An 11,868-nucleotide genomic window follows, 5' to 3' on the forward strand; every position below is an offset into this window, starting at 1 on the left:
TCCGCGATATGGCGGGCGGGTGAGCGGGCGCGGGGTCATGTCGGGTGCCGTCGCCGGGGACGCCGCGGGGGAGTCGACCATCCTCGCGTCGCGCCGCCTGCTGCTCTTCCTCGGCTGCGGCGTCCTGGCGGCGGTGGTGACGGTCGTCCTCGGCGTGCCCGAGATCGCGGTGCTCGTGGGGTGGGTCGTCGCCGCAGGCGGCCTCCAGCTCCGGGTCTGGCGGATCGGATGGCCGCAGGACCACCGCGGGACCAAGCGGCTCGCCGAGGAGGAGGGCCGGACGCGGGCCACGGACGCGGCCGTCCTCGGCGCCGCCGTCATCAGCCTCGCCGCGGTCGCGCAGGGGCTCGTCCAGGCGGGGTCCCGGGACCTCCTCGGGGTCGTCACGGTGATCCTGTGCGTCCTCACCGTCGTCCTGTCGTGGTCCCTCGTGAACACCGTCTTCGCGCTCAAGTACGCCAGGCACTACTACACAGGGGGCGACGGCGGGATCGACTTCGGGGAGGGCGAGGCGCCGGCCTACAGCGACTTCGCGTACCTCGCCTTCACCGTCGGCATGAGCTTCGGCGTCGCCGACACCCAGCTCGTGACCACCCCGATCCGCAAGGTCGGGCTCGGGCACGCGCTGCTGTCGTACCTGTTCGGGACCGTGGTCATCGCGGGGGCGGTCAACCTGGTGACGAACCTGGGTCAGTCGGGCTGAGGTCGGCCCGAGAGCGGCCGCACCCGGGGTCGCGCTCGTCCCTGCCGTACCGGGCGGACATGGTCAGGGCGGCCTCCTCGACGGCACGGGCGACCTCGCCCGCCTCGGGATCCCAGTCGGGCAGGAACATGCGCGGCCACAGCACGAAGTTCGAGATCATGCCCAGCATCTGGGTCGCTGCCATCGTCGGGTCCTCGACCTCCAGCGTCCCGGCTCGCGACGTCGCCTCGAGGTAGCCACGGACCTCCTCGAAGAAGGGCATCTTGCCGAGGTCGAACTGCCGGCGACCCAGCTCGGGGGACGTCGGTGCCTCGCTGATGACGAGGCGGAACAGAGCGGCCATGCCCGGCCGGCCCAGCAGCTCGGCGTACACGGTCCCGAGCGCCCGGAGACCAGCCCCGGGGTCGGCCGGATCGAGCTCGGCGGGTCGTGTCTGCGGAGTCCACACGTCGGCGACGATCGCGTCGAACAGCGCGTCCTTCGTGGGGAACCGCTTGAACAACGTCGACCGGGAGACGTGCGCGGCCGCCGCGACCTGCGCCAGGGACGTGCGGGCGAACCCCTGCGTCCCGAAGAGCGCCGTGGCGGCGGCGAGGATCGCGGCCCGCTTGTCGGCGGCGACGCGCTCGTGGAACGGCGACATACCTGGCACGGGACGTGAGTCTACCGACGGGCGAGTGGCTTGACTCGCCTCACGAGGAGGACGACGATTGTGTGTGGCGAGTCGCCCGACTCGCCACACAGGAGGTCACCAGCATGGCCGAGCGCTTCAGCAACGACGTCGTCCTCGTGACGGGAGCCACGGGCGGGATGGGCTCGTCCCACGTCCGGGGCTACCACGCCGAGGGTGCGCGCGTCGTCGTCGCGGGCCGCCGCGACGACGAGGGCACGGCACTGGTGGACGAGCTCGGGGATCGCGCCCTGTTCGCCCATCTCGACGTCACCGAGCCCGAGGACTGGGGGAGGGCGGTCGCCGTCGCCGAGGCAGCATTCGGCCCGATCTCCGTCCTCGTCAACAACGCGGGCCTCCAGACCCCACCCGCGCTGATCGAGGACACCGACCCCGCCGACTGGGCGCGCGCCCTCGCGGTCAACACGACCGGCACGTTCCTCGGGATCCGGGCGGCCGCCCCGTCGCTGCGACGTGCGGGCGGCGGGTCGATCGTCAACGTCGCCTCGACGATGGCGAACGTCGGCACTGCGCTCTTCGCGCCCTACACCGCCGCCAAGTGGGCCGTCCGCGGGCTCACCCGAACCGCCGCGCTGGAGCTGGGACGCGACCGGATCCGGGTGAACTCGATCCACCCCGGGGTCGTCTCCACGCCCTTCGTCAACGAACCGGTGCCCGGCTCCGGCACGGTGATCGCCGACGCCTTCTCTCCCGACGCGTTCGCGGTCCCGCGCCTGGCCGACCCGCAGGAGGTCACCGACATGCTGCTGTGGCTGACGTCCCGCGAGGCGGGGTTCGTCACGGGCGCCGAGTTCGTCGTCGACGGCGGGCTGCTCCTGGGGCCGGCCATGCCGCCGGACGCGACCGCCGGTGTCTGAGCGCGACAACGATCGGGGTGGTCTGCCCGACCGAGCGGCCGTCAGAGCGGCGCTGTCCATCGACCGGTGGTCGAGCGCCGCCGCGCGCACGATCGACCTGACCACCACCGGCGCGCGCTCCGGTCGCCCCCGCAGGATCGAGATCTGGTTCTACCGCGCGGGCGACGATCTCTACCTGACCACGACGCCGGCGCGCCGCCACTGGTACGCCAACGTCCAGGTCCACCCGAGGATCGTCCTGCACCTCGAGCACGGCGTGCGAGCCGACCTGCCTGCCACAGGTGTCGTCATCACGGACCCGGTCGAGCGCGAGCGGGTGCTGCGCGAGATCGTCGAGGAGCTGCGGCACCCCGACAACCGCGGGGGAGTGCAGGCGATGGTCGGAGCGGTCGACGACTGGATCAGCGGGAGCCCGCTCGTCCGGATCGACCTGGACGACCGCTCGCTCCTGCCCGGTGACCGAGGAGGACGTCCTTCGGCCTGACATCTGCCCCGTCGGACGATCATGGCCACGCGGCCCTCCGCTGTGCGCGCGTGTCACGCGACGCGGAACACCGGCCACCCGATCTCCGTCCGCCAGGCGGCCGGGTCGCCGGTGTCCCGCGGACCCACGCGGTAGACCTCCCGGACGGGCCCGGCGACCGCCATCGCGTTCTCCACGACCCACGCGCCGAGCTCGCCGTAGGTGACGTCCACGCCGTCGTGCTCGCCGACGTGGGTGGTCACCGCCAGCTCCGCGGCCGGGAGCGTGACGGCGCGCACCCGTCCGGTGCTCGGGGGGTCGGAGCTCGGCAGGTAGACCAGCGCCCGGCCCCCGCCCTCCTCGAACAGGGCGTCGTCGTACGTACCGCCCGGCGGTCCGGTGGCACCGGCGCCGACGGCCGACTCCAGCTCGGCCATGGCGCCGGCGAACCACGCCTCCACGTCGTCGTGGCCGATCACCGCCGCGACCGCCGCGACCCGGCGGGCGGGTTCGGCGCGCAGCTCGACCGCGATCGGCGCGGGGTCGGGCCGCAGGAGGCGCCGCAGCGAGGCGACCGCCGCACGGGTGCGGTCGAGCTCGGACTCCAGGCGCTGGAGGTGCCCCGCGGCCAGGGCCGACCGGGCGCCGGGGTCCGACGCGCGGAGGATCAGCCGGACGTCGCCCAGGGGGACGTCGAGCGCGCGAAGGCGGTGGATGACCTGGGCGGTGGGGATCTGCTCGACGGCGTAGTACCGGTAGCCGGTCGTGCCGTCCACGACGTCCGGCTCGAGCAGCTCCGCCTCGTGGTACCGGCGCAGGGTCCGCACGCTCAGGTGGGTCAGCCGCGAGAACTCCCCGATGGTCAGCACGCGTCCAGTGTGGTGCCTCTCCTTGGGGGAGAGTCCACCGCTTGACCCTGCTCCTCGGGGAGGCCGCACGGTGACGGCATGACACACACCGAGCACGCCGACACCGTCCCGACCACCGTCCGCGGCTTCCTCGCCGCCAGCACCGTGCACGACGCCGACTCGGCCTCGTCGTTCCTCGTCGAGGACGTCGTGGTCGTCGACCAGGGCGAGACCTTCCGCGGCCACGACGAGGTGCTCGCGTTCGTGCGCGAAGCCGGCGCCGAGTTCGAGTACACCACCGCGCAGACCGGCGCCCGCCGCGTCGACGACGACCACTGGGTCGTGACCCTGCGCCTCGAGGGCACCTTCCCGGGCGGCGTCGCCGACCTGGACTACCGCTTCACCCTCCGCGGCGGCCTCGTGGCCGAGCTGGTCATCGCGAACCACGAGTCGTGAGCCGGACAGAGGACCGGGGACCTGAGACAGGAAGGAGGGAGCATGTCCAGCAAGGACCGCGACCGGCTCGCCGGGCGCGCGCTCGTCGCGGGCGGGTCACCAGCTGGCGCCCCGCGGCGTGCGGGTCGACGCGATCAGCCCCGGTGGCGGCCAGCGGCACAGGCGCCGGTCGGTGCCCTCGACGCGCGATCGATCTAGACCGGGACCGGGGTGACGGCGGCTCGCGGCACGTCGGCCCAGCGGAACCGGTCGACCAGCGCGGCGACCCGGGGGACCCGGACGAGCGCCGCGAGCACGCCGTACCCGACGGCGCCGCCGACGACGTTGAACACCAGATCGTTCACGTCGGCGAGGTGCCCACCGCCCAGCGCGTGGGCGGTGACGTACTGGGTGGCCTCGATGCCCAGGCTGATGCAGGCCGCGACCAGCACCGTCCGCCGCCACGAGGGCCGGGCGGTCAGCAGCGGCACCAGCATCCCCAGCGGCACGAACACCGCGACGTTGATCATCGCGTCATCGACCTGGTACCCGGCCAGCGGCACGAGCGCCAGGTGGTGCATCCAGCCGCCGTCGCGCGCCGGCTTGTCCAGGAAGATCGGGAAGACGGTGTTCGCCACGATCCCCGCCGCGTACACCCCCAGCGCCAGGGCGACCGCGGCGCGCGGCGCCGAGAGCCGCCCACGCCGGGCCAGCAGCACGAGGAGCACGGCGACGACCAGCGCGGCCAGGGGGACGACGACGGGCAGGACGGGGACCTGACGGAACACGTGGGACGGACCTCTCGGACACGGGTGCGGTACCGCGCCGGCGCGACCCGGCGACGTGCCACCGTGGCACCGACCAGCGGGTCCGTGCATCCACCCGTGGTCGGAGGTCGTCGTCCGACCGGTCCGGCGACCGGCTGCGGATCAACCGCCGCGCGAGGGCCGGCCCGCGGTCGTGCGCGGAGCCCGCCGCGCCCGGTGCGGAACGCTGCGTCACGGCCGGTCGACACCCTCGAAGACGCGCAGCACCTCGATCGCGTGGGTGGTCGGGTCGTCGGGCGGACTGCCGACGCCCTTCGTGCTGGGGGTCTCGGTGACGGGGTCCCACAGCGTGCTCTGGTCGCCGGCGGCGAACGCCAGCAGGGCGTCGCGCACGAACGCGTCGCGGGCGATCTGCTCATCGGAGGCACCTGGTCGCGTCTGGCCGACGATGCCGTACATCTCGGTGCCGTGGACGGCGTGCGCTCCCTCGACGGGGCCGATCGAGAGGAGGTGCGCGTTGCCCCCTGCCGCGGCGTGCGCGAGCGCTCCGCGGGCCTGCGGGAGGGTGAAGGAGAAGTCGGTGAGCAGCGCACCGCGGACCTGGACGGGTGTTCGTCCGTCGGTGTCGTAGGCGGCGATGATCCTGCGGGCGCGGCTGCGGGGGATGCGGTTGCGGGGGGCGAACTCCTCGACCAGGCCGTCGATGCTGCCGGGGTCGAAGTCCTCGGTCCGGTGCAGGACCCACCAGTCGGTCTCGTGGGTGGTGCTGCTGAAGAGGATGTCGACGTCGCGGTGCCGGCCGGACTCCAGGACGCGCATGGGATGGTCGACGAGGACGCCGTTCGGCTGGTCGCGGTCGTCGACGACGGCGATGACGTCGTTGTCGACCCCGTGCGCGGCGCCCGGGTCCGACGACTGCGTGGCGGCCATCGTCGCGGCGAGCACGTGCGCGTCGACGTCCACCAGCTTCTCGGGATCGTCCTGGAGACCGAGGGCGGTCAGGACCGCGAGGGCACGCTCCTCCGCTCCCCACGCCGGCACCTGGCGGGACGGCATGCCGGAGAAAGCGGCGAGCCGGTGGTACAGGCCGTCGGCGGACGGCGCGGCGAGCAGGCTCAGGGCGCTGAAGGCGCCGGCGCTGTGGCCGGTGACGGTGACGTTGTCGGGGTCGCCGCCGAACCGGGCGATGTTCTCCCGCACCCAGCGCAGCGCCGCGATGATGTCCTGCAGGCCGAGGTTGCTGGCCTCGGCGAGCGCGCCGCCGTACTGGGACAGGGACAACCACCCGAAGGGGCCGAGCCGGTAGTTCAACGAGACCCCGATGGCCCGCCCGGTCGCGGCGAGGCCGGACGCGTTCGAGGTGGTCTGGGTGTTCGCGCCGAGCATCCAGCCGCCGCCGAAGACGTAGACGACGACGGGCAGCGGCTCGTCGCCGGTGTCCTCGGGGGCCCAGACGTTGAGATTCAGGCAGTCCTCGCTGAAGCCGTTGTCGGCCTCGAGCCAGCTGGTGTCGCCGGCCTGCAGAGGTGCCGGGCCCTTCTGGTCGTACGGCCGGTCCGGGTCGAACGGCAGCAGGACTGGGCGGCGGAAGCGCTCGGCCGCGGCGTACGGGATGCCCAGCCAGGAGCGCACGGCGTGGTTCGTGGTGCCGGTCATGAGGAGGTCCTCTCGGTGGTGGGTGGCTCGTCTCGCGCCCGGTCGGGTGTGTCACCGATCGCGGCGCGCAGCTGCGCCCAGTGGCGCAGGCGCTCGGTGATCGCGCGCTCGTAGCCGTGGCCGGTGGGCGTGTAGTAGGTCTCGCGGCGCATGCCGACGGGGAAGTACTCGGCGCCGGAGAACCCCTCCGGGGTGTCGGGGTCGTACTGGTAGCCGTCGCCGTAGCCGAGGTCCCTCATCAGTCGGGTCGGGGCGTTGAGGATGTGCGCCGGCGGCATGAGCGAGCCGGTGCGCCCGGCTGCTGCCCGCGCCCGGCTCGCGCCGCGGTACACGGCGATCGACTTGGGAGCCGTGGCGAGGTAGACCACCGCCTGGGCGATCGCGAGGTCGCCCTCGGGGGAGCCGAGCCGCTCGTAGGCGTCCCAGGCGGCGAGGGTCTGCTGGACCGCGGCCGGGTCGGCCATGCCGACGTCCTCGTTCGCGAACCGCACGAGCCGGCGCGCGATGTACAGCGGGTCCTCCCCGCCGTCGAGCATCCGCGCCAGCCAGTACAGCGCCGCGTCCGGGTCGGACCCGCGCATGGACTTGTGCAGGGCGGAGATCAGGTTGAAGTGCCCCTCCTGGGACTTGTCGTACAGCGGCGCCCGCTTCTGCACCGCCCGGGCCAGCCCCGTGGCGTCGACCGGCCCGGGCAGCGACTGCACCTGCTCGATCATGTTGAGCAGGTACCGCCCGTCACCGTCCGCCATCGCGGTCAGCGCCTGGCGGGCGTCGTCGTCGAGGGGGAGGGGGGCGCCCAGCAGCTCCTCGGCGCGGGCGATCAGCGTCGTCAGCGCGTCGTCGTCCAGCCGCCTGAGCACCAGGACCTGGCAGCGGGACAGCAGGGCGGCGTTCAGCTCGAAGCTGGGGTTCTCGGTCGTCGCCCCGACCAGCACGATCGTCCCGTCCTCCACGTAGGGGAGGAACGAGTCCTGCTGGGCTCGGTTGAACCGGTGGATCTCGTCGACGAACAGCAGCGTGCCCTGCCCGACCTCGCGCCGCCGCTGCGCGGCCTCGAACACCTTGCGCAGGTCCGCGACCCCGGAGAACGTCGCGGACAGCGGCTCGAACACCAGGTCGGTCCGCTCGGCCAGCAGCCGCGCGATCGTCGTCTTGCCGCAGCCGGGCGGTCCCCACAGCACCATCGAGGCCAGCCGGTGCGCGGCGAGCATCCGCCCGATCGGGGCGTCGTCGGCGAGCAGGTGGTCCTGGCCCACGACGTCCGTGAGGGCCCGGGGGCGCAGTCGGTCCGCGAGCGGGCGCGAGGCGTCGTCCACCTCGAACAGCGACGGCGGGTCCTGGGTCACGGGGACGTCTTCCCTGCTCGATCGGCGACGAGGTCGTAGGACTCCTGCACGAGCTGCTCGACCAGCCGGCGCGTGACGCCCGGGCCCGCGCCGACCGAGATCCAGTGCTCCTTGTCGAGGTAGCGCCCGCGGGTGATCGAGTCGTGGTCGCGCCGCAGAGCGTCACCGTGGTGCGGGTCGACCTCGACCTCGGCGGCGCCGCGGGCGACCTGCTGCAGCCGGGCGCCGGACAGGCTCATGACTCCCTCCGGCCGAACAGGGCCGGGTCGACCGGCCGCTTCGCCCGCGGCAGGTTCTCCACGACCAGCAGGTAGGACTCCGTCACCAGGTCCTCGACCAGGGAGGGTTCCAGCGAGCCGCCCGGGTGCAGCGTGATCCAGTGCTGCTTGTTCATGTGGTAGCCCGGCGTGATGTCCTCGTGCGCGCTGCGCAGCGCCGTGGCGTCGTGCGGCTCGGACTTCAGGATCACGATCGGCTCGCCGGTCACGTCGGTCATCAGCATGAACACCTTGCCGCGGACCTTGAACACGTCCCACTCCGGCCCGAAGGGATGCTCCAGGTCGCTCCCGGGCAGCTCCTCGGCCCGCGCCCGCGCCCGGTCCTGCACCGTCTGGTCCTGCATGGGACCTCCCTCGCTCGACTCCTCCACGCAAGTACGTACCATGGTACGTACTTCCACTGACAGGAGACCCGGTGCGCAAGGGCAGGCCGAACGACCCGCGGCGACGGGACCGCATCCTGCGGGCCACGCTCGCCGTGATCGGCGACGAGGGCGTGCACGCGACGTCCTACCGCCGGGTCGCCGCGCGCGCCGAGGTCCCGCTCGGGTCGATGACCTACTACTTCGCGGACCTGGAGACGCTGATCGTCAGCGCCTTCGAGACCCTGGGGGAGGGCTTGGAGCCGCGGTACGCCGGCCCGCTGCGTGACGCGCGGGACGAGCTCGAGGCGATCGAGGCGCTGGTGGCGGCCACCGGCGGCACGACCAGCCCGAGCCGGCACGACATCCGCCTGTACACGGAGATGTACCAGTACGCGGCGCGCAGTCAACGCGTGGCCGAGCTCGTCCGCACCTTCCAGGAGGACTCGCTGGAGGTGCTGCGCCGACACTTCTCGGACTCCGCGGCCCGCGCTGTCGACGCACTCATCTGGGGGTGGTGGACCTACCGCTCGTTCCACGACACGCCTCTGGACGAGACGATGGTCCGCCGCGCCTTCCGAGCGCTGGTCACCGACCTCGCCGACGACACCGGGACCGATCCCGACGGCACGACGCCACGCGCCGGAGCGAGCACCACGCAGAGGGGACCGACATGAGCGACACGATCACGACCCACCGCACCGCCCCGCCGACCATGCGCGCGGTCGTGGTCACCCGACCCGGGCACCTGGAGGCGTTGGAGGTCCGCGACGTGCCGACCCCCGGGCGTGAGCCGGGCTGGGTGCTGATCGCCGTGCGGGCGTTCGGGGTCAACGAGTCCGAGATCACCACGCGCAAGGGGGAGTCCGACGCCGACGTCACCTACCCCCGCATCCCGGGGATCGAGGGCGTCGGGGTGGTCGTCGACGCCGACCCGGACAGCGACCTGCGCCCCGGCCAGCAGGTGGCGACCATGATGGGCGGCATGGGCCGCTCCTTCGACGGGTCCTACGCCGAGTACGTCACCGTTCCCGCGGACCAGGTCATCCCGTTCGAGAGCGCGCTGCCCTGGGAGGCGCTCGGGGCACTGCCCGAGACGCTCCAGACCGCGTACGGGTCGCTCAGCACCGGCCTGGACCTCCAGGCCGGGCAGACCCTGCTCATCCGCGGCGGGACCTCCACGGTCGGGCTGGCCGCCGCCACCCTCGCCAAGGAGCTCGGCGCCACGGTCATCTCGACCACGAGGCACGCCTCCCGGCTCGACGCCCTCCGTGCCGTCGGTGTGGACCACCCGATCACCGACGACGGGAACATCGCCGGCACCGTGCGGGACATCGCCCCGTCCGGCGTCGACGCCGCGCTCGAGCTGGTGGGCTGCACCGCCCTTCCCGACACGCTGGCCTGCGTCCGGGTCCACGGGACCACGTGCTTCACCGGCGCACTCGGGGGAGCGTGGACGATCGCCGACTTCGACCCGTTCGCCATTCCCAAGGGCGTCCGTCTCACCAGCTACGCGGGCGACGCCCGCGACCTGCCGCCCGAGGTGCTCCAGCGCCAGCTCGAGGCGATCGCCGCAGGCCGCCTCACGTTGCCGGTCGCGCGCACCTACCGCGGGCTCGAGCAGGTCCCCGACGCCCACGCCGCGCTCGAGTCCGGGAGCACCACGGGGAAGCACGTCGTCGTCCTCGATCACTGAACGCCGGCACCTCTGCGCCTCGCGATCGGTCGATCTACTAGGTCGCTGCCGACGCCGGGGCCTTGACGCCGGTCGCCGCAGCCGGGCTCACCAGACGCTCCGGTTCTCGCTCCGGTCCGTCGAGCTCGACGGCGGGCGCGTCACCGCTTGCTCGCGCTCGGAGGGCTCGGCCGGCGAGGTCAGGGCCGGGGCGCGGCCGGCGCGCACACGATGGCGGCGAGCTGGCCGAACGTCTCGTCGAGCAGTTCTGACAGGTCGCGTCCGGTGCCGGCCGCGAGGTCGTTCGCGGTGCGCATGCACGCGAACGCCGCTCCGACCGCCGCCGCCGGCGCCGGATCGGCGGGCTCCCACGGATGGCCGGCGGCCTGCGCACGTTCGCGCGCAGCGTCCACCAGCGCGCCCTGGATCGCATCCAGGCGGTGGAGGTAGGAGGCGCGCAGCGCGTCGTTGGACTGCACGATCCGCTCCATCGCGGCCATGCGCTGCGCCGTGGCGGGGTCCGTCGCGTAGTCGACGACACCGTCGAAGACCCGACGCAGCGAGTCCCACAGCGGCTCGTCGGCCGGGCGGGCGTGGAGGGCTTCGGCGAGCTGGTCGGCCATCGCGTCGTACTTGCCCAGGACCAGGTCGTCCTTGGAGGCGAAGTAGCGGAAGAAGCTGCGGCGCGACATGCCCACAGCCGCCGCGATCTGGTCGACGGTCGTGCCCTCGTACCCCTGGGCGACGAACAGGTCCTGCGCCGCGTCGATCAGCTCGGCGCGCACCGCGCGGCGGGTCCGCTCCCGCAGCGGCGAGGTCGTCGGTTCCGTGGCCATGCGCTGAACCTACCACCGGTTGCACATCTGACACCGAGTGCCATAGCGTGCGCCAAGTGACACGCACCGCTCTGGAGGAGGCTCACATGTCGAAGGTCTGGTTCATCACCGGTACGAGCCGCGGGTTCGGCCGGGAGTTCGCCGTCGCCGCTCTGGGACGCGGCGACCGAGTGGTCGCGACGGCCCGGGACGCGGCATCGCTGGACGACCTGGCGGGGGAGTACGGCGACGCGGTCCTGCCGCTCGCGCTGGACGTGACGGACCGGGACGCGGCCTTCGCCTCGGTGGCCGCTGCGGTCGAGCGGTTCGGGCGCCTGGACGTCGTCGTGAACAACGCCGGCTACGGGCTGTTCGGCGCGGTCGAGGAGATCACGCCGGAGCAGCTGCGTGACCAGCTCGAGGTCAACCTGTTCGGCGTCCTGCACGTCACCCAGGCGGTCCTGCCGGTGCTGCGGGAGCAGGGGAGCGGCCACATCGTGCAGATCTCCACGATCGGCGGTGTCGCGGCCTTCCCGAACCTCGGCGGGTACCACGCCTCGAAGTGGGCGCTGGAGGGGCTGACCGAGTCGCTGGCGCAGGAGGTCGCCGGGTTCGGCATCAAGGTCACCCTGGTCGAGCCCGGCGGCTTCGCCACCGACTGGGCCGGCAGCAGCGCGACGCACGCGACTCCGCTGCCCGCCTACGACGGGCTGCGTGAGGCGATGGCGTCCAGGCGCGGGTCCAGCGTCCCGGGCGACCCCACCGCGACCGGGCCGGCACTGCTCCAGGTGGTCGACGCCGAGCAGCCGCCGCTGCGGGTGTTCTTCGGCGCCATGCCGACGCAGATGATCCCGGGCCTGTACCAGTCCCGCCTGGACACCTGGGAGCAGTGGAAGGACGTCTCCGTCGCGGCCGACGGCCACTGACCCCACCCAGCCCCTCGGGCCGGCGACCGCACGCGCGGTTGCCGGC

Annotated in this window: 15 protein-coding genes; 7 read left to right on the forward strand and 8 right to left on the reverse strand. The window is 73.1% G+C overall.

From position 1 onward, the window contains the following. The first annotated feature begins 19 nt into the window (after positions 1 to 19). Positions 20 to 703 carry a DUF1345 domain-containing protein gene (locus FA014_RS00580; RefSeq protein ID WP_230322758.1) on the forward strand — a complete coding sequence of 228 codons (684 nt, stop codon included), beginning with the start codon at positions 20 to 22 and terminating at the stop codon, positions 701 to 703. Here the strand turns inward: FA014_RS00580 and FA014_RS00585 are convergent. Beyond that, positions 669 to 1,346: a TetR/AcrR family transcriptional regulator gene (locus FA014_RS00585; RefSeq protein ID WP_154727775.1), complete on the reverse strand. Its 678-nt coding sequence runs from the start codon at positions 1,344 to 1,346 to the stop codon at positions 669 to 671. The two genes, FA014_RS00580 and FA014_RS00585, sit on opposite strands and share 35 nt — an antisense overlap. 113 nt (positions 1,347 to 1,459) lie before the next feature. Here FA014_RS00585 and FA014_RS00590 point away from each other — a divergent pair, with 113 nt between their 5' ends. Beyond that, the gene (locus FA014_RS00590) at positions 1,460 to 2,251 is read left to right on the forward strand and encodes an SDR family oxidoreductase (protein WP_154727776.1); all 792 of its coding nucleotides are present in this window, start codon (positions 1,460 to 1,462) and stop codon (positions 2,249 to 2,251) included. Next, positions 2,244 to 2,735 (forward strand): nitroreductase/quinone reductase family protein, encoded by a 492-nt coding sequence (locus tag FA014_RS00595; protein ID WP_230322759.1) that lies wholly within the window; start codon positions 2,244 to 2,246, stop codon positions 2,733 to 2,735. The genes FA014_RS00590 and FA014_RS00595 overlap by 8 nt, the downstream gene beginning before the upstream one ends. A 53-nt stretch (positions 2,736 to 2,788) precedes the next feature. On the opposite strand, the gene FA014_RS00600 is transcribed toward FA014_RS00595, so the two are convergent. Beyond that, positions 2,789 to 3,583, reverse strand: coding sequence for a MerR family transcriptional regulator (locus FA014_RS00600; protein WP_154727777.1), 795 nt, complete (start codon positions 3,581 to 3,583; stop codon positions 2,789 to 2,791). A 78-nt stretch (positions 3,584 to 3,661) separates the two neighbouring features. Here FA014_RS00600 and FA014_RS00605 point away from each other — a divergent pair, with 78 nt between their 5' ends. Further along, positions 3,662 to 4,018: a nuclear transport factor 2 family protein gene (locus FA014_RS00605; RefSeq protein ID WP_154727778.1), complete on the forward strand. Its 357-nt coding sequence runs from the start codon at positions 3,662 to 3,664 to the stop codon at positions 4,016 to 4,018. Between the two features lie 194 nt (positions 4,019 to 4,212). Here the strand turns inward: FA014_RS00605 and FA014_RS00610 are convergent, their stop codons facing one another. From FA014_RS00610 to FA014_RS00630, 5 genes are all read right to left on the reverse strand, one after another. Further along, positions 4,213 to 4,785, reverse strand: coding sequence for a VanZ family protein (locus FA014_RS00610; protein WP_154727779.1), 573 nt, complete (start codon positions 4,783 to 4,785; stop codon positions 4,213 to 4,215). A 210-nt stretch (positions 4,786 to 4,995) separates the two neighbouring features. Beyond that, a complete protein-coding gene (locus tag FA014_RS00615; RefSeq protein WP_154727780.1) occupies positions 4,996 to 6,420 on the reverse strand; it encodes a carboxylesterase family protein in 1,425 nt (474 codons plus the stop codon). Further along, on the reverse strand, positions 6,417 to 7,766 hold the full coding sequence (locus FA014_RS00620; RefSeq protein WP_154727781.1) for a replication-associated recombination protein A: 1,350 nt from the start codon (positions 7,764 to 7,766) through the stop codon (positions 6,417 to 6,419). Before FA014_RS00620 ends, FA014_RS00615 begins: the two co-directional genes overlap by 4 nt. Then, positions 7,763 to 8,005, reverse strand: coding sequence for an MmcQ/YjbR family DNA-binding protein (locus tag FA014_RS00625; RefSeq protein ID WP_154727782.1), 243 nt, complete (start codon positions 8,003 to 8,005; stop codon positions 7,763 to 7,765). Before FA014_RS00625 ends, FA014_RS00620 begins: the two co-directional genes overlap by 4 nt. After that, positions 8,002 to 8,388 carry an MmcQ/YjbR family DNA-binding protein gene (locus FA014_RS00630; RefSeq protein ID WP_154727783.1) on the reverse strand — a complete coding sequence of 129 codons (387 nt, stop codon included), beginning with the start codon at positions 8,386 to 8,388 and terminating at the stop codon, positions 8,002 to 8,004. Before FA014_RS00630 ends, FA014_RS00625 begins: the two co-directional genes overlap by 4 nt. Positions 8,389 to 8,459: 71 nt before the next feature. Between FA014_RS00630 and FA014_RS00635 the strand changes: the two genes are divergently transcribed. Both FA014_RS00635 and FA014_RS00640 read left to right on the forward strand, forming a co-directional pair. Then, positions 8,460 to 9,083, forward strand: a complete 624-nt coding sequence (locus FA014_RS00635; protein ID WP_195969096.1) for a TetR/AcrR family transcriptional regulator — start codon at positions 8,460 to 8,462, stop codon at positions 9,081 to 9,083. Further along, entirely contained in the window at positions 9,080 to 10,102 is a 1,023-nt protein-coding gene (locus tag FA014_RS00640; RefSeq protein ID WP_230322760.1) for an alcohol dehydrogenase catalytic domain-containing protein, read from the forward strand. Before FA014_RS00635 ends, FA014_RS00640 begins: the two co-directional genes overlap by 4 nt. Before the next feature lie 179 nt (positions 10,103 to 10,281). Here the strand turns inward: FA014_RS00640 and FA014_RS00645 are convergent, their stop codons facing one another. Continuing rightward, complete coding sequence (locus tag FA014_RS00645; protein ID WP_195969097.1) at positions 10,282 to 10,866, reverse strand: TetR/AcrR family transcriptional regulator; 585 nt, start codon at positions 10,864 to 10,866, stop codon at positions 10,282 to 10,284. 137 nt (positions 10,867 to 11,003) lie between these two features. Between FA014_RS00645 and FA014_RS00650 the strand changes: the two genes are divergently transcribed. Beyond that, on the forward strand, positions 11,004 to 11,822 hold the full coding sequence (locus FA014_RS00650; protein WP_154727838.1) for an SDR family oxidoreductase: 819 nt from the start codon (positions 11,004 to 11,006) through the stop codon (positions 11,820 to 11,822). Positions 11,823 to 11,868: the final 46 nt, after the last annotated feature.

This window comes from Cellulomonas hominis (assembly GCF_005239125.1).
Classification (GTDB): Bacteria; Actinomycetota; Actinomycetes; order Actinomycetales; family Cellulomonadaceae; genus Cellulomonas; species Cellulomonas hominis_A.